Raw genomic sequence first — 17,743 nt, 5'->3', positions numbered from 1 at the left:
GACCAGCATGCCGACGCCCCTCCACCCCGCCTTTCGCCTGGCGCTTGCCGCCCCGCTTTCCCTTTGTGCCGCTGCACCGCTGATGCTGCCGGCGACTTTGGCGCACGCCGAACAAGCGATCAATGCCGAGACTGCCTTCAATATCGCCCCGGGCTCACTGACCAGCGCCCTCAACCAGTTCAGCAGCCAGGCCGGCATCTACCTGGCCGGCAGCAACGCATTGGCCGCCGGTAAAACCAGCCAGGGCCTGCAAGGCCGCTACAGCGTCACCCAAGGGCTGGCCCGACTGCTGCAAGGCAGCGGTCTGCAGGCTGTACCGCAAGGCAGCAGCGGCTATGTGCTGCAACCGGTCGAAGACGGCAATGCTTTGCAACTGGATGCCACCGCCATCAACGCCGCCACCCTGGCTGCCAGCAATGGCCAGGGCGACACGGGCTACCGTGCCGTCTCCAGCGCCACGGCCAGCAAGACCAGCAGCGCCCTCGCCGACACTCCGCGCTCGGTCTCGGTGGTGACGCGCCAGCGCATGGACGACCAGCAATCGCAAACCCTCACCGAAGTGCTCGGCTATGTACCGGGCATCTTCTCCCCACCCTTTGCCGGCGGTGACGGCCAGGCGGGCGACCTGTTCTTCATCCGTGGTTTCAACGCCACCGACTATGGCTACGGCCTGCTGCGCGATGGCCTGCGGGTGCAAGGCAACCGTTACGACACCAGCAGCGAACCCTATGGCCTCGAGCGCGTGGAAGTGTTCCGCGGCCCGACCTCGATCCTGTACGGCGAGAACGCCCCAGGTGGCGTGGTCAACCTGGTCAGCAAACGGCCGACCGCCGAGGCCCGCGGCGAAGTGCAACTGAGCTATGGCTCGCACAACCGCCGCCAACTGGGTGTCGACGTCTCCGGCCCGTTGAACGATGAAGGCAATGTGCTTGGCCGCCTGGTAATGATGGGCCGCAACGCCGATACCCAGGTCGATCACCAGCCTGATGACCGCCTCTACATCGCCCCGTCGCTGACCCTGAACTTCGACGAGTTCAACAGCCTGACCGTGCTGGCCACCTACCAGCGCGACCGCACCTTGATGGAGTTGGGCTACCCCGCAGCCGGCACCTTGCTGCACAACCCCAACGGCAAGATCGACAAGGACCAGCTGTCCGGCAACCCGGACTGGGACAACTTCGAACGCGAAACCTGGAGCCTGGGCTATGAGTTCAGCCACCGCTTCAACGACACCTGGCAGTTCCGCCAGAACTCGCGCTATATGCAGTCGCGCATCGACCGCCAGGAAATGTGGCCAGGCAGCCTGAACAACGGCGGCTTCGGCACCACCTTGGGCAACACTGCCTACGACCGATACAACAAGTCCATCGCCTACTCGCTGGACAACCAGTTCGAAGGCCACTTCGACAGCGGTGCGTTCGAACACACCCTGCTGCTGGGGGCGAGCCTTGACCGCACTTCGTTCAACCAGGACTGGGATGCCGGCAACGGCGGCACCATCAACGTGTTCAATCCGGTCTGGAACGGCAAACCAAGCACGCCCCTGCATGTGCAGAACGCCTTGCTCGATCAAACCATGTACGGCCTCTACAGCCAGCTGCAAACCAAGGTCGACAACTGGGTGTTGCTGCTCGGCGGGCGCCTGGACCGGGTCAACAGCCAGTTCCGCAACAAGGTCGGCAACCCGCCAGTCGACATGGACAGCTGGGACAGCAAGTTCACCTGGCAGACCGGGGTGATGTACCAGTTCGAAAACGGCCTGTCGCCGTACTTCAGCTATTCCACCGCCTTTGCCCCCACCCAGCAGACCGAGAGCAAAAGTGGCCCGCTGGACCCGACCACCAGCGAGCAGTACGAAGTGGGTATCAAGTACGAGCCCAAGGGCTGGAACACTGCCTTTACCGCGTCGGTGTACGACCTGCGCAAGAAGGACGATGTGCTGTTCGACTCAAGCGTCGGCGACTACCGCCAGATCGGCGCCAGCCGCGCCAAGGGTGTGGAACTGGAGCTCAACAGCGACCTGAGCGAAAACCTCAACCTCACCGCGGCCTACACCTACACCGATTCGCGCATAACCAAGGACGTGGCGGGCTCGCTGTATGAAGACCACCAGATGACCGGCGTGCCGCGCAACCAGGCATCGGTGTGGAGCACCTACCGTTTTCGTGACGGGCTGTTGAAGGGGCTGCAGATCGGCGGTGGCGTGCGTCACTTCGACAGCACCTTCGCTTATACCCCGGCGAGCCTGTACGGCAAGCTCGATACCGGTGATGTCACGCTGGTGGATGCCAAGGTGGGCTATACCCTCGACGAACATTGGTCAGTCGAGGTCAATGCCCGCAACCTGTTCGACAAAGAGTATGTAGCAGGCTGCAACAACGCCGGGCGTTGCTACTGGGGTGAAGAGCGGACCTTGCTCGGTACCGTTTCGTTGCGCTGGTGACCCCTTAAACAAAAGACCCCGGCCATCTGCATGACCGGGGTCCTTGGATCACGCCGCAAGCGTCGCGATCAGGGTATCGCCAAGATTACTGCGGCTGAGGCAGTTTATCGATCGGGCCGCAGCCACCGATGACCTTGGAGATGGAAACCGAAGGGTGGAACAGGTAGTCGTACGAGCAGTTCTTCTGCTGGTTGTAGACTTGACCAGTGCAGCCGGACAGCAGGGCAACGCCCGAAACGACAGCAACGGCAACAGTGGCTTTCAACAGCTTTTTCATACTAAGTCCTTTAAATGAATCGTCGGCCATCGTACTGATGGCGCCCGGATCATACAGAACCAAGGCATTGGATCCAAGTCGCACGGGCTGCGATGTAACAATACGTCGCGTTATCGCAGCATTAACCGACAGTTGAAAAGTAAGCCGCCGGGGAAGATAGTCTGTAGTTCTGCCTTGTACCTGCACTATTACAGGAGTTCCCCCCATGCTGGGTGTTACCGACTACGGCGCCTTCGTCATCGCCTTCATCATCGTCCTGGCCATCCCTGGCCCGGGCAACTTTGCCTTGATCACGGCCACGGGCAAGGGTGGCATCAAGGCCGGTTTGGCGGCAACCTTCGGGGTCATCCTGGGTGACCAGGTGCTGCTGTGGCTGGCCGTGGCCGGCGTTGCCACCTTACTTGCCGCCTACCCTGCCGCCTTCCACGTGGTGCAATGGGCGGGGGCTGCGTACCTGGCCTACCTGGGCCTGCGCATGGTGCTGAGCAAACCCGGCGGCGCCCCGCGTGCAAGCCGCATGGACAACGGCCACTACTTGCGCCAGACGATGATGATCACCTTGCTCAACCCCAAGGCGATCATGTTCTACATGGCGTTTTTCCCGCTGTTCGTCGACCCGGTGAAGCACCAGGGGTTGCTGACCTTTGGCTTTCTGGCGGCGACCGTGGCGGTGGTGACGTTCCTGTATGGGCTGATTGCGGTGGTGTTGACCCACAAGCTGGCCGAACGTATGCGCGCAAACCCACGGATTGCCAACCTGTTCGAGCGGTTGGCGGGGGTTTGCCTGGTTGGGTTCGGGATCAAGCTGGCGGCGATGCGCTGAGGGTTGTCATTTGGATTCGAGATAGCCGGGGCTGCTGCGCAGCTCACGGCTAATCGAACTGTGCACTTGCCACCGTTCAACCCTGACGCCGCATGTACTCCGCAAAAAGTGGCACGGTGAAATCCAGGAAACCATGATCGGTACTGTAGGCCATGCCTTTGGAGATTACCTTAGCTCTGGTCGGCCCCAAGGATGATTGGGTTCGACCCAGTGCCTTCGCGATATCACTCACGGCATAGGGCCCATTACCAAGCTCCGACATGGCTTTGACGAATAGCACTTCCCCTGGGGTCAACTGATCTATCCGGACCCTGAAAAAACCTGCATCGAGCAAAGCCAACGTTTCAGAGTATGAATGGACTACATCTTCTAGTGAAATTTCTGGGCCTTCAGCACAGTTCCACGCAGTAGAGGCCCATTCCTGTAAAAAGAACGGATACCCCTTGGTACGGACGACAATCTCCTGTAATGCGGCTTCTGCAATTGATGCCTCCTCGTCCACGATTGGCTTTAATACTGCTTGTGCGGCAGCTTCTGCATCCAGTGCATTGATTTCGGGATAGAGAAACAGCCGCTCGGCATAAGACTTTGCCTCGCCAGCAAGGCGCGCCACCTGAGGCAGGCCGGCTCCGACCAGTAGCACGGGCAGGCCTTCTTGAGACATACGATGCATCGAAACAATCAATGCGCGCAGGTCCGCCTCTGACAGGTACTGCACCTCATCGATCAGCAATATCCAGCCTTTGCCTGCAGCCTTTGCAGCCCGCCCGATAACGTTGAAGAGGTCTGGCAAATCGTATTGAAGGTTGCCACTGTCGGCCAACCCCGGTTCTGGCTCCACCCCAACCTCCACACCGGCAATATCGATTTTGAAGATAGAGGCAAAACCCCGAAGACCTTTCAGACCTCGATGGGCGATCTGCTTGGCGGCTTCTACAGTCGAGAGTGACCTCATGACCTTACGCATTTCTGGATAAAGCAGACGAGCCAGGCTCTCTTCTTCCGGAGACTCGACTTTGGATACCAGTAAGCCCTCGTCCTCTGCGATTTTCCCGACTTCGTTCAGCAGTACGGTCTTGCCGGTGCCTCTCAAGCCGAGAAGCATCATGGACCTTGCACTGCGGCCATTGACTGCTCGACCACAGGCTATTCGGGCATGCTCCAGCACTACATCCCGCCCAGCCAACTCGGGGGGCCGGCTGCCTGCGCCAGGTGCGAAAGGGTTGCGGTACGGGTCCATGGGCCACCTCTCAGATGGAGCTATAGCAATAGATAGCTAAGTCTAGCTAAAATTACTATCTATCAGTAGATTTTGCTATCAGAACCACCTGATCGGGCGAATCCTATCGGCCTCAGCTTTCCGCCCTACAGCCAACCTTCAGTTTTTTCCCCTATCTTGTAGTCCATTTCCCAAACATACTCCCGAGCCGCTCAAACTGTTGCTAGTGCTTGGGTCGCGCTCTAGTCTCGCCGTGTCGTTGCCAAATCAACGACTGGCTTTGACAGGCCGACAACCCAAGTTTCCGCTGCAGCGCTTCATGGCGGCTGTACATAGGGCACATTCGTGTGCGCCGGGTTGCTTGGGTACCGGTCTGTCAACCTGTGTATAGCTGCCTCCATTCGTTTGACAGCGTTGCCAGGCAGCTCCACTTACCCAAGGAGCTTTCATGCGCAAGATAGTCCCCGATCCGCCCTACTCCCTCGATTCCTCGCAGATATTGCAGGACACCCTGATTCAATCCACAGAGTACGTCCTCTGTGCCCTGTCTGTAGCCCGCCAATCAGTGCAACTCAAGCCCACCTCCCCCAACTCGATCGTGATGCAGGCAGTCATCCACGAGATGGAGGCAGTACAAAGCCTGGTTGAGTCCGCATTGATGCAATTGCAGATGCAGCCGCACATCCCCGCAGCGCCGGGCACGGTCCATTGAGCGTTCGAATAGCTGCGTAGCCAGGCCCGGCCCCTTCGCGGGCAAGCCCGCTCCCACAGGGCTCTTCTCCATACCTGTGGGAGCGGGTTCACCCGCGAAGAGGCCAGGCCCGGCACTAAAGATTCCAGGGAGTTAAATGACGACTACAGCCACCCGAAAGCCGCCCACCACTGTCGGCGTGACGACGTTCTACCAAGGCGAAAACCAAACCCACCCACTCTTTCGCATCGAGCCCGGCATCTGCTGCCAAAGCGCCCGCGAACAGGCATCCGAGCTGATGGGCTATGTACGCGACATGACCCTGACGGGGTTGATGGAGGGCGATCAGAAGTTGATCTGGGCTTCGCATTACCTGAGCGCGATGGCCAAAGCGCTGCTTGATGATGCGGAACTGGGGATGATGAAGCATTAGGGACAGGCAACGAAGGCATCGAACCTCTCCGCCAAGGCGCCATCATCAAGATGGCTATCTCACTACTACGTGCGTACAGGCACAACCCGCTACCTGATGCTCTACGGCAGTGATAAGACGGCTCAATCCAGAAGCATTAAACGAGCGAAGGAAATTCTTGACGCTCTGCGAGGTAAAAATCATGAGTAACACAGCCCATCACGACGAGATGCCAATCCTCGATCTAGATTTGAGCAATACCAAGCCTTTCGAAGCCTCTCGGTTCCTTGATAACCCTGAAACCATTGCCGCGTTTCTAGCTGAAGCGATGAAGGCTAACGACGCTCAGGTCTTGATGCACGCCATGGGAGAAGTGGCGAAAGCAAGGGGCGTGAACCAGTTCGCTCAGGATGCCGGGGTAAACCGAGAATCTCTTTATAAAACACTCAAAGGCGGCGACAAGACTCGTTTCGCTACAGTTCAGAAGCTCATGCTTGCCCTGGGAGTGGAGTTAACGGTTAGACCGCTTGATAAGCATCTAGCGTAAAAGATGCCGCCTAGACCAAGGTGACATCTTTTATGACGCCGACCAGGCGACCGATGAGGGCGTATTAGAGACCAACGAAAAAGCCCCTGAAAACTCATCGTTTTCAGGGGCTTCATCTACCACATGTATGGCGGAGAGATAGGGATTTGAACCCTAGGTACTGTTGCCAGTACAACGGATTTCGAATCCGTCCCGTTCGACCACTCCGGCATCTCTCCAATGGCGCGCATCATACCAGCGAATTTCTGAAACGCAAACCTTTATTTCAAAAAAATTCGCGTGGTATCAGGCGCTTGCGTGAACGGGCCGCTTACAGCGGCACGCCCAGGCGCTTGGCAACTTCTTCGTAGGCTTCGATGACGTCGCCCAGGCCCTGACGGAAGCGGTCCTTGTCCATCTTCTTGCGGGTTTCTTTGTCCCACAGGCGGCAGCCGTCTGGGCTGAATTCGTCGCCCAGGACGATCTGGCCGTGGAAGACGCCGAACTCCAGCTTGAAGTCGACCAGCAGCAGGCCGGCGTCATCGAACAGCTTGTTCAGCACTTCGTTGACTTTCAGCGACAGCTTTTTCATTTCGACCAGCTGCTCGGCGGTGCCCCAGCCGAACGCGACAACGTGGGATTCGTTGATGAAGGGGTCGCCCTTCTCGTCGTTCTTCAGGAACAGTTCGAAGGTGGACGGCTCCAGCTTGATGCCCTCCTCCACGCCCAGGCGCTTGACCAGGCTGCCCGCGGCGTAGTTACGCACCACGCACTCGACTGGGATCATGTCGAGCTTCTTCACCAGGCACTCGTTGTCGCCCAGCAGCTTGTCGAACTGGGTCGGCACGCCGGCTTCTTCGAGCTTTTGCATGATGAAGGCGTTGAACTTGTTGTTCACCATGCCTTTGCGGTCGAGCTGTTCGATGCGCTTGCCGTCGAACGCCGAGGTGTCGTTGCGGAACAGCAGGATCAAGCGGTCGGCGTCGTCGGTCTTGTAAACCGATTTGGCCTTGCCGCGGTAAAGTTCTTCGCGTTTTTCCATGATGGGCTCCGCTTGCTTGAGTAGTTGGGCTAGGCGATTTCGCGCCAGTCGAGCCCGTGTTCCTGATTCGCCACCTGAAGCCAGTCCGGGTCGCACCCAAGGGTGTCGACGAAACACTGGCGGGCCAGTTGTGGCAGGTTGTTCTTGCTGCTGAGGTGGGCCAGCACCAGGTGTTGCAGGTTGCTCCAGCCCAACTCGTCCACCAGGCGCGCAGCCTGGTGATTGTTCAAATGCCCTTGCGCGCCACCCACCCGCAGCTTCAAGAAGGCCGGGTAGTGCCCGCGCGCCAGCAGGTCACGGCAGTGGTTAGCCTCGATCAACAAGGCATCCAGGCCTTGGTAGCGCTCCAGCAACAACGCATCGTACGAGCCCAGGTCGGTGAGCATGCCGAAACGCCGTCGGCCGTCGCTGAACACGTACTGCAACGGCTCGTAGGCGTCGTGTTCGACGCGCGCCGCCGTCACCTCCAGGCCACCGATGCGCAGGCTGTCGCCACACGCGAGAAAACCGGCCACCTCCACCGGCTTGCGCAGGCCGCGCAAGGTCCCTTGGCTGAGGTAGACCGGTACATTGTAGCGCCGCGACAGCAACCCCACCCCATGCACGTGGTCGGCATGTTCGTGGGTGACCAGCACGGCGCTAAGCTGTGCTGCGCTGACCCCGAGCAGCGCCAGGCGCCGCTCGGTTTCACGCAGGGAAAACCCGCAATCGACCAGGATGAGCGTGTCACCACTGGCGATCAGCGTGCCGTTTCCCTGGCTGCCGCTTCCGAGTACCGCGAAGCGCACTTAACCCAGGTGGTCCTGAATGGCGCTCAGCACGCGGCGGGCGACATCGGCCGGAGCCACGGTGTTGATGTTTTTCTCGACCGTCACCTGCACGCTTTCACCGACCTTGCTCAGGCGCACCTGGTAGCGTTCGGCACGGGCTTCACGCTCTTCCTTGGACGGCGCACTGCCGAACAGGCGGCTGAAGAAGCCCGGCTCGTTCTGCTTGTCGTCAGGCTTTTCGGACAGGTTGATGTAGTACAGGCCCAGGCTGCGGTTGATGTCTTCGACACGCCATTCGCCACCTTGCTCCAAGGCGCGGCCTACGCTGGACCAGGCACGATCCAGGTCGGCGCCCAGGTACAGCACCGGGTTGCCGCTGCCGTCTTCGCTCAGGCTGACGCGGCTCGGGGCATCGAAATCGCGTGCGGCCAGCAGCGAGACCGACCCGCCCTTCTCGGCGCTGCGGTTCATGCTGGCAAGCATTTCGTCAACCAGCAGGGCATCGGCCCCGGTGTTGCTGGACGAGGACGGGAAACCAGGCTCGGCAGTGCTGCCGGCCGGGCGCTCGACGCTGACGATGTACACCTCGGAGGTGTTGCGTTGCACGCCGGGCTCCATGCGTACACGCACGCGCACTTCGCTGTCTGCGCTGCTGGCGGTGCTCGCCAGGCGCTGACCGAGTGACGCGGAGAGTTCGTCTAAACGCTGCCAGGTGGTGTTGAATTCGCCAGTCTGTGGGCGCTCTTCAGCAATGCGGAAGCCATTGTCTTCAAAGAACTGACGGGCTGCCGGCCAAACTTCGGCGGGCGAGCGCTGGGCCAGGACCCAACGGCTGTTGCCGCTGCGCTGCAGGCTGAAATCGCTGACTTCAGCACCCGCAGTCAGGGGCTGCGGGCGCGGTACTTCGAACTCGCCGGTGGCACGGTCATCAGCAACGTTACGCGGAATAGGCAACAGCGGGTCGAGGCGCTTGACGTTGCTGGCGTCCGGCGGCAGTTGCATCGGCGCAGTCGGGTGCGCCTGCAGGTAATCGCTGCCGCGGTCGCGGAAATAACCCTCGTCGCCCCACAGCCAGCCGCAACCGCTGGTGCTGGAAATGATCAGGGCAAGGGCGGAAAGACCAGCCAGTCGCTTCATGCGGTGTACTTCCTCGATTAAACCAGTACGCCGGACTGGCGCAAGGCAGTACGGACTTTTTCGTGACAGCCTTCGCTCAGCCAGGTCAGCGGCAGGCGAATGCCCTTGTGCATCAGGCCCATTTCAACGAGCGCCCACTTCACCGGAATCGGGTTGGCTTCGCAGAACAGGTCTTTGTGCAGCGGCATGAGTTTTTCGTTGATCGCGCGGGCCTTCTCGGCATTGCCCTCAAGGGCGGCCTCGCACAGATCGGCCATTTCGCGCGGGGCGACGTTGGCGGTCACGGAGATGTTGCCCTTGCCGCCCAGCAGGATCAGCTCGACAGCGGTCGGGTCGTCGCCGGACATGACGATGAAGTCCTTGCTGACGCCATCGAGGATGGCTTTGGCGCGGGCCAGGTCGCCGGTGGCTTCCTTGATGCCGATGATGTTCGGCACGGTCGACAGGCGGATCACGGTCTCGGCCTGCATGTCGCACGAAGTGCGGCCGGGCACGTTGTAGAGGATCTGCGGGATGTCGACGGCTTCAGCGATGTGCTTGAAGTGCTGGTACAAGCCTTCCTGGGTCGGCTTGTTGTAGTACGGCACGACCAGCAGGCAGGCATCGGCGCCAGCGTTCTTGGCGTTCTGGGTCAGGTGCACGGCTTCCGACGTGGAGTTGGCGCCGGTGCCCGCGATGACCGGGATGCGGCCATTGACACGTTTGACAACAAATTCGATGACCTCGATGTGTTCTTCAACAGTCAGGGTGGCCGACTCGCCGGTGGTGCCGACGGCGACGATCGCATGAGTGCCGTTTTCCAGGTGGAAGTCTACAAGTTTGCCGAGGCTGTCCCAGTCAAGACGCCCTTGTGCATCCATGGGAGTGACCAATGCCACCATACTGCCCGCAATCATGTAACTGCTCCTGCCGGAAAAAGAGAGCGGTAATGGTACTGGGGGCATCGGCCTTGCACAAGCGAAGCAGGCGGGCGGAGCATTCCCCTCGGCGGCTTATTTCGCTACCCTTGGCCCTTTGATCGGTGCAGCGCGGCCCGCCGGGCCGTCGACCTTGCTCCCCGCCGGCGTCCACGACCTCGCATGCGAGCCCCGGGCCCTGCCGACTGGAGGCTTTTGCCTGTCCTGCACCGACCGCTCATCGCTTTAGGAATGCTGCATGTCCACCCCCACCGTCCGCGAACAATTCCTTGTCATCAGTGCCCTGGGCCCAAACCCCATGGAACTGGCCAACGTCCTCAGCCGCGCTGCCTTCGAAAACCGCTGCGCGGTCGTCACTTCGCGCCTGAGCCGCCATGGCGAGACCAGCGCCCTGGTGCTGCAGGTCGGTGGCAGCTGGGACGCCCTGGCGCGTCTTGAAGCTTCCCTGCCGGGCCTGGGCAAAAAGCACGGCCTGACCCTCGATGTGGTGCGCAGCGCCGACCAGGAGGTGCGCCCGCAGGCGCTGCCTTATGTGGCCTATGTCAGTGCGGCCTACCGCCCGGACATCATCAATGAGCTGTGCCAGTTCTTCCTCGACCACCGCGTCGAGCTCGAAGCCATGACCTGCGACACCTACCTGGCGCCACAAACCGGCAGCAGCATGCTCAACGCCCAGTTCACCGTGATCCTGCCCGCCGGCACCCAGATCAGCTGGCTGCGTGACCAGTTCCTGGACTTTGCCGATGCCTTGAACCTGGATGCGCTGATCGAGCCTTGGCGCCCACAGAACCCCGTGTAAGGAAGCCCCTATGGCCGTAGCACTCGACCAACCCGTTGCCGATTTCCAGGCCCAGGCCACCAGCGGCCAGACGGTCAGCCTCGCCGAGCTTAAGGGTCGCCAGGTGGTGGTGTACTTCTACCCGAAGGACAGCACCCCGGGCTGCACCACCGAAGGCCAGGGTTTCCGCGACCAGCATGACGCCTTTGCCGCAGCCAACACCGTGGTGTTCGGCGTGTCGCGCGATGGCATCAAGTCGCATGAGAACTTCAAGGCCAAGCAAGGCTTCCCGTTCGAGCTGATCAGCGACAAGGACGAGGCCCTGTGCCAGCTGTTCGACGTGATCAAGCTGAAGAAGCTGTATGGCAAGGAATACATGGGCGTGGACCGCAGTACCTTCCTGATCGACAAGGACGGTGTGCTGCGCCAGGAATGGCGTGGGGTGAAGGTACCAGGGCATGTGGAGGCCGTTTTGGCGGCGGCCCAGGCTTTGAACAAGGCTTGAGATAGGTTGGGGCCGCTTCGCGCCCCATTCGCAGCACAAGGCTGCTCCTACAACGGCAACCTTGTGCTGCGAATGGGCCGCAAAGCGGCCCCAATGTCATTCAAAGCAGTGGCGAAACACTCGGCTCCTGCCGCGGCCAGGCATCCAGCACGGCCTTGAACAGCGTCGCCAGCGGGATCGCGAAGAAGATCCCCCAAAAGCCCCACAGCCCACCAAACAACAACACCGCGCAGATGATCGCCACCGGGTGCAGGCTGACCGCCTCGGAAAACAGCAGCGGCACCAGCACGTTGCCATCCAGTGCCTGAATGATCGCGTACACCGTCATCAGGTAGATGAACTGGTCCCCCCAGCCCCACTGGAACAAGGCAATCAGCGTCACCGGCACGGTGACCACCACCGCGCCCACATAAGGCACCACCACCGACAAGCCCACCAGCAGCGCCAGCAGCGCGGCATAGTTGAGCCCCAGGCTGATGAAGGCGATGTAGGTGGCAATCCCGCAGATCAGGATCTCGATACCCTTGCCACGGATGTAGTTGGCAATCTGCCGATTCATCTCGCTGCCCACCCGGTTCAACAGTGTGCGCTGGCGCGGCAGATAACCACTGACCCAGCGGGCGATCATTTCCCGGTCCTTGAGGAAGAAGAACACCAGGATCGGCACCAGCACCAGGTAGATCATGGCGTTGACCAGCAGCGGCAGGCTCGACAGCGAGAAGGTCAGCGCCCATTGGCCAAACTTGCCGATTTCACCGCGCACCGACTCGATAGCTCGCAACACCTGCTCATCCGACACCAGGTGTGGGTAGCGCTCAGGCAGCAGCAACAACAGCGACTGCCATTTGCCGAGCATGCCGGGCAACTCGTTGAACAGGGTGATCAGCTGGTGCCAGAGCAACGGCACCAGCACCAGCAGGATGACCGCCAGCGCCCCCATGAACAGCGCGAACACCACCGCCACCGCCAGCCGAGTAGGCACGCGCAGGCGCTCCAGGGCGTTGACCAGGCCTTGCATCAGGAACGCCAGGACCATCCCCGCCAACACCGGCGCGAGCATGCCGCCCAGGGTCAGTACCGCGGTAAACGCCAGAAACAGCAGGACCGCCAGCACCACCGCTTCTTCATCGGAGAAGTAGCGCTGCATCCAGTCGCGAAGCACTTTGAACATTGACGATCCTTGGTTAAGACTCAGGCCTTGCGCAGCCAGTAGGTGTAGGTACCGGCCTCGGCCGTTTCGTGCAGCAGGGTATGACCGGCCAGCTTGGCAAAAGTGCGGAAGTCACGCTGCGAGCCGGCATCGGTGGCAATCACCTTGAGCACCGCGCCACTGGCCAGGCGGTTGAGTTCCATCTTCGCCTTCAGCAGTGGCAGCGGGCAGTTCAGCCCGCTGGCGTCGAGTTCGGCGTCGCAGGTCAGGGTGTCACTCATCAGGGGTTCTCCACACGCGGGTAGACGTCTTTGGTAACAGGCCCGCTAGGATACCGCCACTGGTCGCCAACGTGTGAGCGGGCTACAGTAGAGGCCTTTGACCCGACGCGAGCTTCGTGCATGAATCTACTGCGCCCTACCCTGTTGACGCTGGCCTGCCTGATGGCCCTTCCCGGCCATGCTGACGACCTGCCATCACTGGGTGATGCCAGCTCTGCGATCGTCTCGCCGCAGCAGGAACACCAGCTCGGCCGCGCCTGGCTCAGCCTGTTGCGTGGCCAGGTCAACCAGCTGAACGACCCGCAGCTCAAGGACTACGTCGAAACCAGCGTGTACCGCCTGGCAGAAACCAGCCAGCTGCAGGACCGACGCCTGGAATTCATCCTGATCGACAGCCGCGAGCTCAACGCATTCGCCGCCCCTGGGGGCATCGTCGGGGTCAACGGCGGCCTGTTCCTCAATGCCCAGACCGAGGGCGAATACGCCTCGGTACTGGCGCACGAACTGGCGCACTTGTCGCAGCGCCACTTTGCCCGTGGCGTCGAAGCCCAGCAACGCATGCAACTGCCCATGATGGCAGCGCTGCTGGCTGGCATCGTGCTGGCGGCCGGGGGCGCTGGCGACGCTGGCATCGGCATGATTGCCGGCACCCAGGCGGCGGCGATCCAAGAGCAGCGGCGCTTCTCGCGGCAAAACGAGCAGGAAGCCGACCGCGTCGGTATCCAGAACCTGGAAAAGGCCGGCTACGACCCGCGCAACATGCCGAGCATGTTCGAGCGCCTGGCGCGCCAGTACCGCTACGATGCCAAGCCGCCAGAATTCCTGCTGACTCACCCGGTTACCGAGTCGCGCGTTGCCGACACGCGCAACCGCGCCGAGCAGGCGCCCAAGGGCGGCATCGAAGACACCCAGCGCTACCAGCTGATCCGCGCCCGCGTGGCCCTTACCTACGAAGGTACACCAGGCCTTGCCGCCAAGCGCTTCCGCGCCCAGCTGGATGAAGACCCCAAACTGGACGCCGCACGCTATGGCCTGGCCCTGGCGCAGATCAAGGGCGGCCAGCTCAACGAAGCCCGCGAACTGCTCAAGCCGTTGCTGGCCAAAGCGCCCAACGACATTACCTATAACCTCGCGCAGATCGACCTGGACATCACCAACAACCGCCTCGCTGACGCCCAGCAGCGTGCCGAGCGCATGCAGGGGCTGTACCCGGGCAACTACCCGCTGAAACAGGTGCGGGCCGACCTGCTGGTGAAGCAGAACAAGCCAGCTGAAGCGGAAAAAGTACTGAACGACCTGCTCAAGAGCCGGCCGGATGATCCGGATGTGTGGTACGACGTTGCCGAAGTGCGGGGGTTGTCGGGTAATACCATCGGCTTGCACCGGGCGCGTGCCGAGTACTTCACCTTGGTCGGTGACTTCGACCAGGCTATCCAGCAGCTGGATTACGCCAAGCGTCGTGCGGGGAGCAACTTCCCGCTGGCGTCACAGATCGATCAGCGCCAGCGCGAGGTCATGGAGCAGCAGCGGATGGTTCGGGAGATGATGGGGCGCTGAGTTTTTCGGGAGCGCTTTGCGCTCCATTCGCAGCACAAGGCTGCTGCTACAGGAGATCGCATTCCCCTGTAGTAGCAGCCTTGTGCTGCGAATGGGCCGCAGAGCGGCCCCAGCATTTTCAGGCGTTACCCGAAAGCTTCAAGCGCGCCGCCTGGGTGAAATCCAGCATGCGGTTAAGCGGTTTGATCGCCTTAGGCACCAACGCCGGGTCAACAAAAATCTCGTTGCTGCCCGTGCGCAAGCATTCCAACACCCGCTCCAGCGTGTTCATCGCCATCCACGGGCAGTGCGCGCAACTGCGGCACGCAGCACCGTTACCGGCAGTCGGGGCCTCGACGAATTCCTTGTCCGGACACAGCTGCTGCATCTTGTAGAAGATGCCACGGTCGGTCGCGACGATGAAGGTCTTGTTCGGCAGGGTCTGCGCGGCTTTGATCAACTGGCTGGTGGAGCCAACCGCGTCAGCCAGGTCGATCACCGATTCTGGCGATTCGGGGTGGACCAGAATTGCGGCGTCCGGGTAAAGCGCCTTCATGTCGGCCAACTGACGCGACTTGAATTCTTCGTGGACGATGCACGCACCGTCCCACAGCAGCATGTCGGCACCGGTCTGCTTCTGGATGTAACGGCCCAGGTGCTGGTCCGGGCCCCAGATGATGGTCTCGCCGTTGTCCATCAGGCTTTCGACAATCTCCAGTGCGCAGCTCGAGGTCACCACCCAATCGGCACGGGCCTTCACGGCCGCCGAGGTATTGGCATACACCACCACGGTGCGTTCCGGGTGCTGGTCGCAGAAGGCCGAAAACGCTTCGACCGGGCAACCCAGGTCGAGGGAGCAGGTGGCTTCCAGGGTGGGCATCAGCACGCGCTTTTCGGGGGTGAGAATTTTTGCCGTCTCACCCATGAAGCGCACGCCGGCGACGATCACGGTTTCGGCGGGGTGGTTCTTGCCGAAGCGGGCCATTTCCAGCGAGTCGGATACGCAGCCGCCGGTTTCTTCGGCCAGCGCCTGGATGACCGGGTCGCAGTAGTAATGGGCGACCAGCACGGCGTTCTGGGCCTTGAGCTCGGCAGCGATGGCCGCACGGTATTCGGCCTCCTGCTCGGCTGTCAGCGGGTTGAGCTGTTTGGCGTCGAGGTGGGCCTGAACCAACAGGCGTTCGGAAATCTGGGTCATGATCGCTGGACCTGCAAGCGCGTGCGCGCATCAAATCAAGTGTATCACCCGGCCCTGGCAGATCGGCTAAGGGCGCCGGACGGCGCGCAGGCCATCACGGCCCTCTGCGGGCGCGGATTATTATCGGACGCCGAAGGCTACAGACAATCGAGGGAATTCAAAAGGGGTTTTTATGCAGCCTGCCCCGGCGAACGAGCCGGGGCAGGCTTAGCGAATCAACCTTGCGGCTGCAAGGCGGCAAGACGCATGGACATCAGCATGGCGAACTCTTCTACGGTCATCTTCTGGCCATTGAAGTCGACCATGCCATCGGCATAGTGCAGGCGGGTCACCACGTCGTTGCCCTGCACCGTGGCCATGCCGCTCTGCAGCGCCATCATGCCAACCATTTCACCTGCCTGGCTCGACTGCATGGCGATGGCCTGGGCATCGGTCTGCCCTTCCAAAAGAGCCTGCAAAGTTGCCAGGTCACCGATCATCGGCTTGGACAGCGACAGCGACGTCTTGACCTCGGTGATCAGTTGTTTGCTCAGCTGGTCGGGCGGCAGGTCGAAGGAGGCCGGGCTGGCGAAGTCCATTGCCAGGTTGAAGCGGCTCTCGCCGCTGGCGGTCTTGAACGACAGGTTTTCTACCGCGAGCTTGGGCTTGGAGGCCAGCAGCTGCTGCAGGTCAGCCTGGAACTTGGCCTTCTCGGCTTCGCCCATCTGGATCTGTGGCACTGCCTGGCCCGCTGCGGCCGCAGCCTCGAACTCCGGCAAGTGCGCCTGGTACCAGTGCGACAGCGCTTGCAGCGCCGGTGCATTGACCGACTTGATGCTCACGGCCATCTGCGCATTGCCGACGGCGCGGCCGTCCCAGGTGATATCCGCCAGCGTGTAATCCGCGCGCCCACCGACGGTGTCCGGGCCGTCGAGGGCTTGCTGGGCTTTCTGCTCAAAGCCTTTGATCGACAGCACCTGCTGCTTGGGCCCCAAGGTCACCTTGGTTTCCGCCAGCGACAGGTCGACCTTGCCGACATAGATCGCATCGTGCTGGGTGGCGGCCAGGTCGCCGTCGACCTTCAAGCCCTTCAGCTCGAAGGTGGCAGGCGGCTGATCGTCGTGCACCCACTTCATTTCGAAGCGCTCGGCGCTGCCCTGGAATTTCGTCGCCTTGCCTTCGCGGTCGCCGCTGAGCTGCAACTGCATGCCCGAGAACGCGAGGCTGTTGCCGTCGGTTTCGTTGACCTTGAGCGGGGCCAGCAGGACCGTACTGTCGACGTTGCCGCCGTAGCCCAGGCTGGTCTGCGCGCTGACCGGCGCCTGTTCGCCCGCTGCCGCGAACCAGGGGGCGGTGAAATCGTCCTTCTGCAGGGTGCTGTTGCTGACAGCCAGCACGGGCATCAGCTTCAGTGCCTTGACCCGCGACCACGGGAATGGGCCATGCTCGATCTGGTCGGTCATGCCTACATCGAAACTGACCACTTCGTCGTCGCCCAGGTTGATGTCCTTGGCCTTGAGCCGGTACTGGGCGGTACTGCTGAAGAAGTGCCGATCCAGCGAGACCAGTTCGACGGTCAGGCTGCCACCGACGCCCACCAGGGCTTTTTTCAGTTCGGCGTTGCTGCGGTTGACGGAATATTCCAGCTCCGCAGGCAAGCGCTCGCCGGTGTACCAGGCGCCAGCGGTGGTTGCGACGGCAATGGCGATAGCCAGGCCGGTAAGGATGCCTACTGATTTCTTCATGAATAGAACCGAATGCTGTCCATAAGGGCTTACACGTGGCCAAGGTGCCACGCAAGGCCTGAAGAATATCACCGCAGCCTCTGGCAGGTGGTGGCCGAAGCCGAGAAATCCCGCTTTTAGGATCCGTCTGATAGGCCCATAGGAAACATCCTATTCGTTCAATTTTACGAACATCTAAATCGATCAAAACCGCAAAAATTCGCGCAAAAACTGAACAAAACCCCATTGAAATCGATAAATATTTCAGTTTGGCAACATCTTGTCATGTTTAACTTGACACCAACCTACCCATCGTTTTTTATTTTCACCACTTG

The 17,743-nt window shown here is 61.0% G+C and carries 18 protein-coding genes, 1 tRNA gene and 1 pseudogene; 9 read left to right on the top strand and 11 right to left on the bottom strand.

Going from position 1 to position 17,743, the window contains the following annotated elements; genetic code table 11:
- Positions 1–7: 7 nt before the first annotated feature.
- Positions 8–2,443 (top strand): TonB-dependent siderophore receptor, encoded by a 2,436-nt coding sequence (locus AB7M33_RS15425; protein WP_454243069.1) that lies wholly within the window; start codon positions 8–10, stop codon positions 2,441–2,443.
- A gap of 85 nt (positions 2,444–2,528) precedes the next feature.
- Here AB7M33_RS15425 and AB7M33_RS15420 read toward each other — a convergent pair whose 3' ends face one another.
- On the bottom strand, positions 2,529–2,720 hold the full coding sequence (locus AB7M33_RS15420; protein WP_027594641.1) for a DUF4223 family protein: 192 nt from the start codon (positions 2,718–2,720) through the stop codon (positions 2,529–2,531).
- A 205-nt stretch (positions 2,721–2,925) separates the two neighbouring features.
- Here AB7M33_RS15420 and AB7M33_RS15415 point away from each other — a divergent pair, with 205 nt between their 5' ends.
- Complete coding sequence (locus tag AB7M33_RS15415) at positions 2,926–3,543, top strand: LysE family transporter (protein WP_027594642.1); 618 nt, start codon at positions 2,926–2,928, stop codon at positions 3,541–3,543.
- Between the two features lie 76 nt (positions 3,544–3,619).
- Here the strand turns inward: AB7M33_RS15415 and AB7M33_RS15410 are convergent, their stop codons facing one another.
- A complete protein-coding gene (locus AB7M33_RS15410) occupies positions 3,620–4,783 on the bottom strand; it encodes an ATP-binding protein (protein ID WP_099430200.1) in 1,164 nt (387 codons plus the stop codon).
- 427 nt (positions 4,784–5,210) lie between these two features.
- On the opposite strand from AB7M33_RS15410, the gene AB7M33_RS15405 reads away from it, so the two are divergent.
- The 4 genes and pseudogenes from AB7M33_RS15405 (at position 5,211) to AB7M33_RS15390 (ending at position 6,412) form a co-directional block, all read left to right on the top strand.
- Positions 5,211–5,474: a hypothetical protein gene (locus AB7M33_RS15405; RefSeq protein ID WP_274885136.1), complete on the top strand. Its 264-nt coding sequence runs from the start codon at positions 5,211–5,213 to the stop codon at positions 5,472–5,474.
- A gap of 136 nt (positions 5,475–5,610) precedes the next feature.
- The gene (locus AB7M33_RS15400; protein WP_265969904.1) at positions 5,611–5,886 is read left to right on the top strand and encodes a DUF3077 domain-containing protein; all 276 of its coding nucleotides are present in this window, start codon (positions 5,611–5,613) and stop codon (positions 5,884–5,886) included.
- Positions 5,887–5,949: 63 nt separating this feature from the next.
- Positions 5,950–6,075: pseudogene (locus tag AB7M33_RS15395) on the top strand (type II toxin-antitoxin system RelE/ParE family toxin); the annotation flags it as partial.
- Positions 6,068–6,412 (top strand): addiction module antidote protein, encoded by a 345-nt coding sequence (locus AB7M33_RS15390; protein ID WP_454243068.1) that lies wholly within the window; start codon positions 6,068–6,070, stop codon positions 6,410–6,412. The pseudogene AB7M33_RS15395 and the gene AB7M33_RS15390, both read left to right, overlap by 8 nt.
- 128 nt (positions 6,413–6,540) lie before the next feature.
- Here the strand turns inward: AB7M33_RS15390 and AB7M33_RS15385 are convergent.
- From AB7M33_RS15385 to dapA, 5 genes are all read right to left on the bottom strand, one after another.
- Positions 6,541–6,630 (bottom strand) — tRNA-Ser (locus AB7M33_RS15385).
- Positions 6,631–6,722: 92 nt separating this feature from the next.
- Complete coding sequence (gene purC, locus AB7M33_RS15380; protein WP_008097517.1) at positions 6,723–7,433, bottom strand: phosphoribosylaminoimidazolesuccinocarboxamide synthase; 711 nt, start codon at positions 7,431–7,433, stop codon at positions 6,723–6,725.
- Positions 7,434–7,462: 29 nt separating this feature from the next.
- Positions 7,463–8,221, bottom strand: coding sequence for an MBL fold metallo-hydrolase (locus AB7M33_RS15375; protein WP_027594646.1), 759 nt, complete (start codon positions 8,219–8,221; stop codon positions 7,463–7,465).
- Entirely contained in the window at positions 8,222–9,340 is a 1,119-nt protein-coding gene (bamC, locus tag AB7M33_RS15370; protein ID WP_454243067.1) for an outer membrane protein assembly factor BamC, read from the bottom strand.
- Positions 9,341–9,357: 17 nt separating this feature from the next.
- Positions 9,358–10,236 carry a 4-hydroxy-tetrahydrodipicolinate synthase gene (gene dapA / locus AB7M33_RS15365; RefSeq protein ID WP_099430204.1) on the bottom strand — a complete coding sequence of 293 codons (879 nt, stop codon included), beginning with the start codon at positions 10,234–10,236 and terminating at the stop codon, positions 9,358–9,360.
- Positions 10,237–10,495: 259 nt separating this feature from the next.
- On the opposite strand from dapA, the gene AB7M33_RS15360 reads away from it, so the two are divergent.
- Together AB7M33_RS15360 and AB7M33_RS15355 are read left to right on the top strand one after the other, a co-directional pair.
- Positions 10,496–11,056 (top strand): glycine cleavage system protein R, encoded by a 561-nt coding sequence (locus AB7M33_RS15360; RefSeq protein WP_027594649.1) that lies wholly within the window; start codon positions 10,496–10,498, stop codon positions 11,054–11,056.
- A 10-nt stretch (positions 11,057–11,066) separates the two neighbouring features.
- Positions 11,067–11,540, top strand: coding sequence for a peroxiredoxin (locus tag AB7M33_RS15355; RefSeq protein WP_027594650.1), 474 nt, complete (start codon positions 11,067–11,069; stop codon positions 11,538–11,540).
- A 100-nt stretch (positions 11,541–11,640) separates the two neighbouring features.
- On the opposite strand, the gene AB7M33_RS15350 is transcribed toward AB7M33_RS15355, so the two are convergent.
- On the bottom strand, positions 11,641–12,711 hold the full coding sequence (locus AB7M33_RS15350) for an AI-2E family transporter (RefSeq protein WP_027594651.1): 1,071 nt from the start codon (positions 12,709–12,711) through the stop codon (positions 11,641–11,643).
- A 20-nt stretch (positions 12,712–12,731) separates the two neighbouring features.
- The gene (locus AB7M33_RS15345; RefSeq protein ID WP_027594652.1) at positions 12,732–12,971 is read right to left on the bottom strand and encodes a sulfurtransferase TusA family protein; all 240 of its coding nucleotides are present in this window, start codon (positions 12,969–12,971) and stop codon (positions 12,732–12,734) included.
- 120 nt (positions 12,972–13,091) lie between these two features.
- On the opposite strand from AB7M33_RS15345, the gene AB7M33_RS15340 reads away from it, so the two are divergent.
- On the top strand, positions 13,092–14,528 hold the full coding sequence (locus AB7M33_RS15340; RefSeq protein ID WP_027594653.1) for a M48 family metalloprotease: 1,437 nt from the start codon (positions 13,092–13,094) through the stop codon (positions 14,526–14,528).
- 118 nt (positions 14,529–14,646) lie between these two features.
- Here the strand turns inward: AB7M33_RS15340 and nadA are convergent, their stop codons facing one another.
- Together nadA and AB7M33_RS15330 are read right to left on the bottom strand one after the other, a co-directional pair.
- Positions 14,647–15,705 (bottom strand): quinolinate synthase NadA, encoded by a 1,059-nt coding sequence (gene nadA / locus AB7M33_RS15335; RefSeq protein ID WP_085272423.1) that lies wholly within the window; start codon positions 15,703–15,705, stop codon positions 14,647–14,649.
- Between the two features lie 215 nt (positions 15,706–15,920).
- Complete coding sequence (locus AB7M33_RS15330; RefSeq protein ID WP_454243066.1) at positions 15,921–17,429, bottom strand: YdgA family protein; 1,509 nt, start codon at positions 17,427–17,429, stop codon at positions 15,921–15,923.
- Positions 17,430–17,743: the final 314 nt, after the last annotated feature.

It is taken from the genome of Pseudomonas sp. Y3 TE3536 (assembly GCF_053629175.1).
Note: the sequence above shows the minus strand (reverse complement) of the source record. Positions and strands in the feature narration are given on the sequence as shown.

Excerpts from the sequence above, each read along its gene's own strand:
- AB7M33_RS15345 (WP_027594652.1), bottom strand. The coding sequence starts at position 12,971 with ATGAGTGACACCCTGACCTGCGACGCCGAACTCGACGCCAGCGGGCTG.
- bamC (WP_454243067.1), bottom strand. The coding sequence starts at position 9,340 with ATGAAGCGACTGGCTGGTCTTTCCGCCCTTGCCCTGATCATTTCCAGC.
- AB7M33_RS15360 (WP_027594649.1), top strand. The coding sequence starts at position 10,496 with ATGTCCACCCCCACCGTCCGCGAACAATTCCTTGTCATCAGTGCCCTG.
- AB7M33_RS15350 (WP_027594651.1), bottom strand. The coding sequence starts at position 12,711 with ATGTTCAAAGTGCTTCGCGACTGGATGCAGCGCTACTTCTCCGATGAA.
- AB7M33_RS15340 (WP_027594653.1), top strand. The coding sequence starts at position 13,092 with ATGAATCTACTGCGCCCTACCCTGTTGACGCTGGCCTGCCTGATGGCC.
- nadA (WP_085272423.1), bottom strand. The coding sequence starts at position 15,705 with ATGACCCAGATTTCCGAACGCCTGTTGGTTCAGGCCCACCTCGACGCC.
- AB7M33_RS15355 (WP_027594650.1), top strand. The coding sequence starts at position 11,067 with ATGGCCGTAGCACTCGACCAACCCGTTGCCGATTTCCAGGCCCAGGCC.
- AB7M33_RS15405 (WP_274885136.1), top strand. The coding sequence starts at position 5,211 with ATGCGCAAGATAGTCCCCGATCCGCCCTACTCCCTCGATTCCTCGCAG.
- AB7M33_RS15420 (WP_027594641.1), bottom strand. The coding sequence starts at position 2,720 with ATGAAAAAGCTGTTGAAAGCCACTGTTGCCGTTGCTGTCGTTTCGGGC.
- AB7M33_RS15410 (WP_099430200.1), bottom strand. The coding sequence starts at position 4,783 with ATGGACCCGTACCGCAACCCTTTCGCACCTGGCGCAGGCAGCCGGCCC.
- AB7M33_RS15415 (WP_027594642.1), top strand. The coding sequence starts at position 2,926 with ATGCTGGGTGTTACCGACTACGGCGCCTTCGTCATCGCCTTCATCATC.
- AB7M33_RS15400 (WP_265969904.1), top strand. The coding sequence starts at position 5,611 with ATGACGACTACAGCCACCCGAAAGCCGCCCACCACTGTCGGCGTGACG.
- AB7M33_RS15390 (WP_454243068.1), top strand. The coding sequence starts at position 6,068 with ATGAGTAACACAGCCCATCACGACGAGATGCCAATCCTCGATCTAGAT.
- AB7M33_RS15425 (WP_454243069.1), top strand. The coding sequence starts at position 8 with ATGCCGACGCCCCTCCACCCCGCCTTTCGCCTGGCGCTTGCCGCCCCG.
- dapA (WP_099430204.1), bottom strand. The coding sequence starts at position 10,236 with ATGATTGCGGGCAGTATGGTGGCATTGGTCACTCCCATGGATGCACAA.
- purC (WP_008097517.1), bottom strand. The coding sequence starts at position 7,433 with ATGGAAAAACGCGAAGAACTTTACCGCGGCAAGGCCAAATCGGTTTAC.
- AB7M33_RS15330 (WP_454243066.1), bottom strand. The coding sequence starts at position 17,429 with ATGAAGAAATCAGTAGGCATCCTTACCGGCCTGGCTATCGCCATTGCC.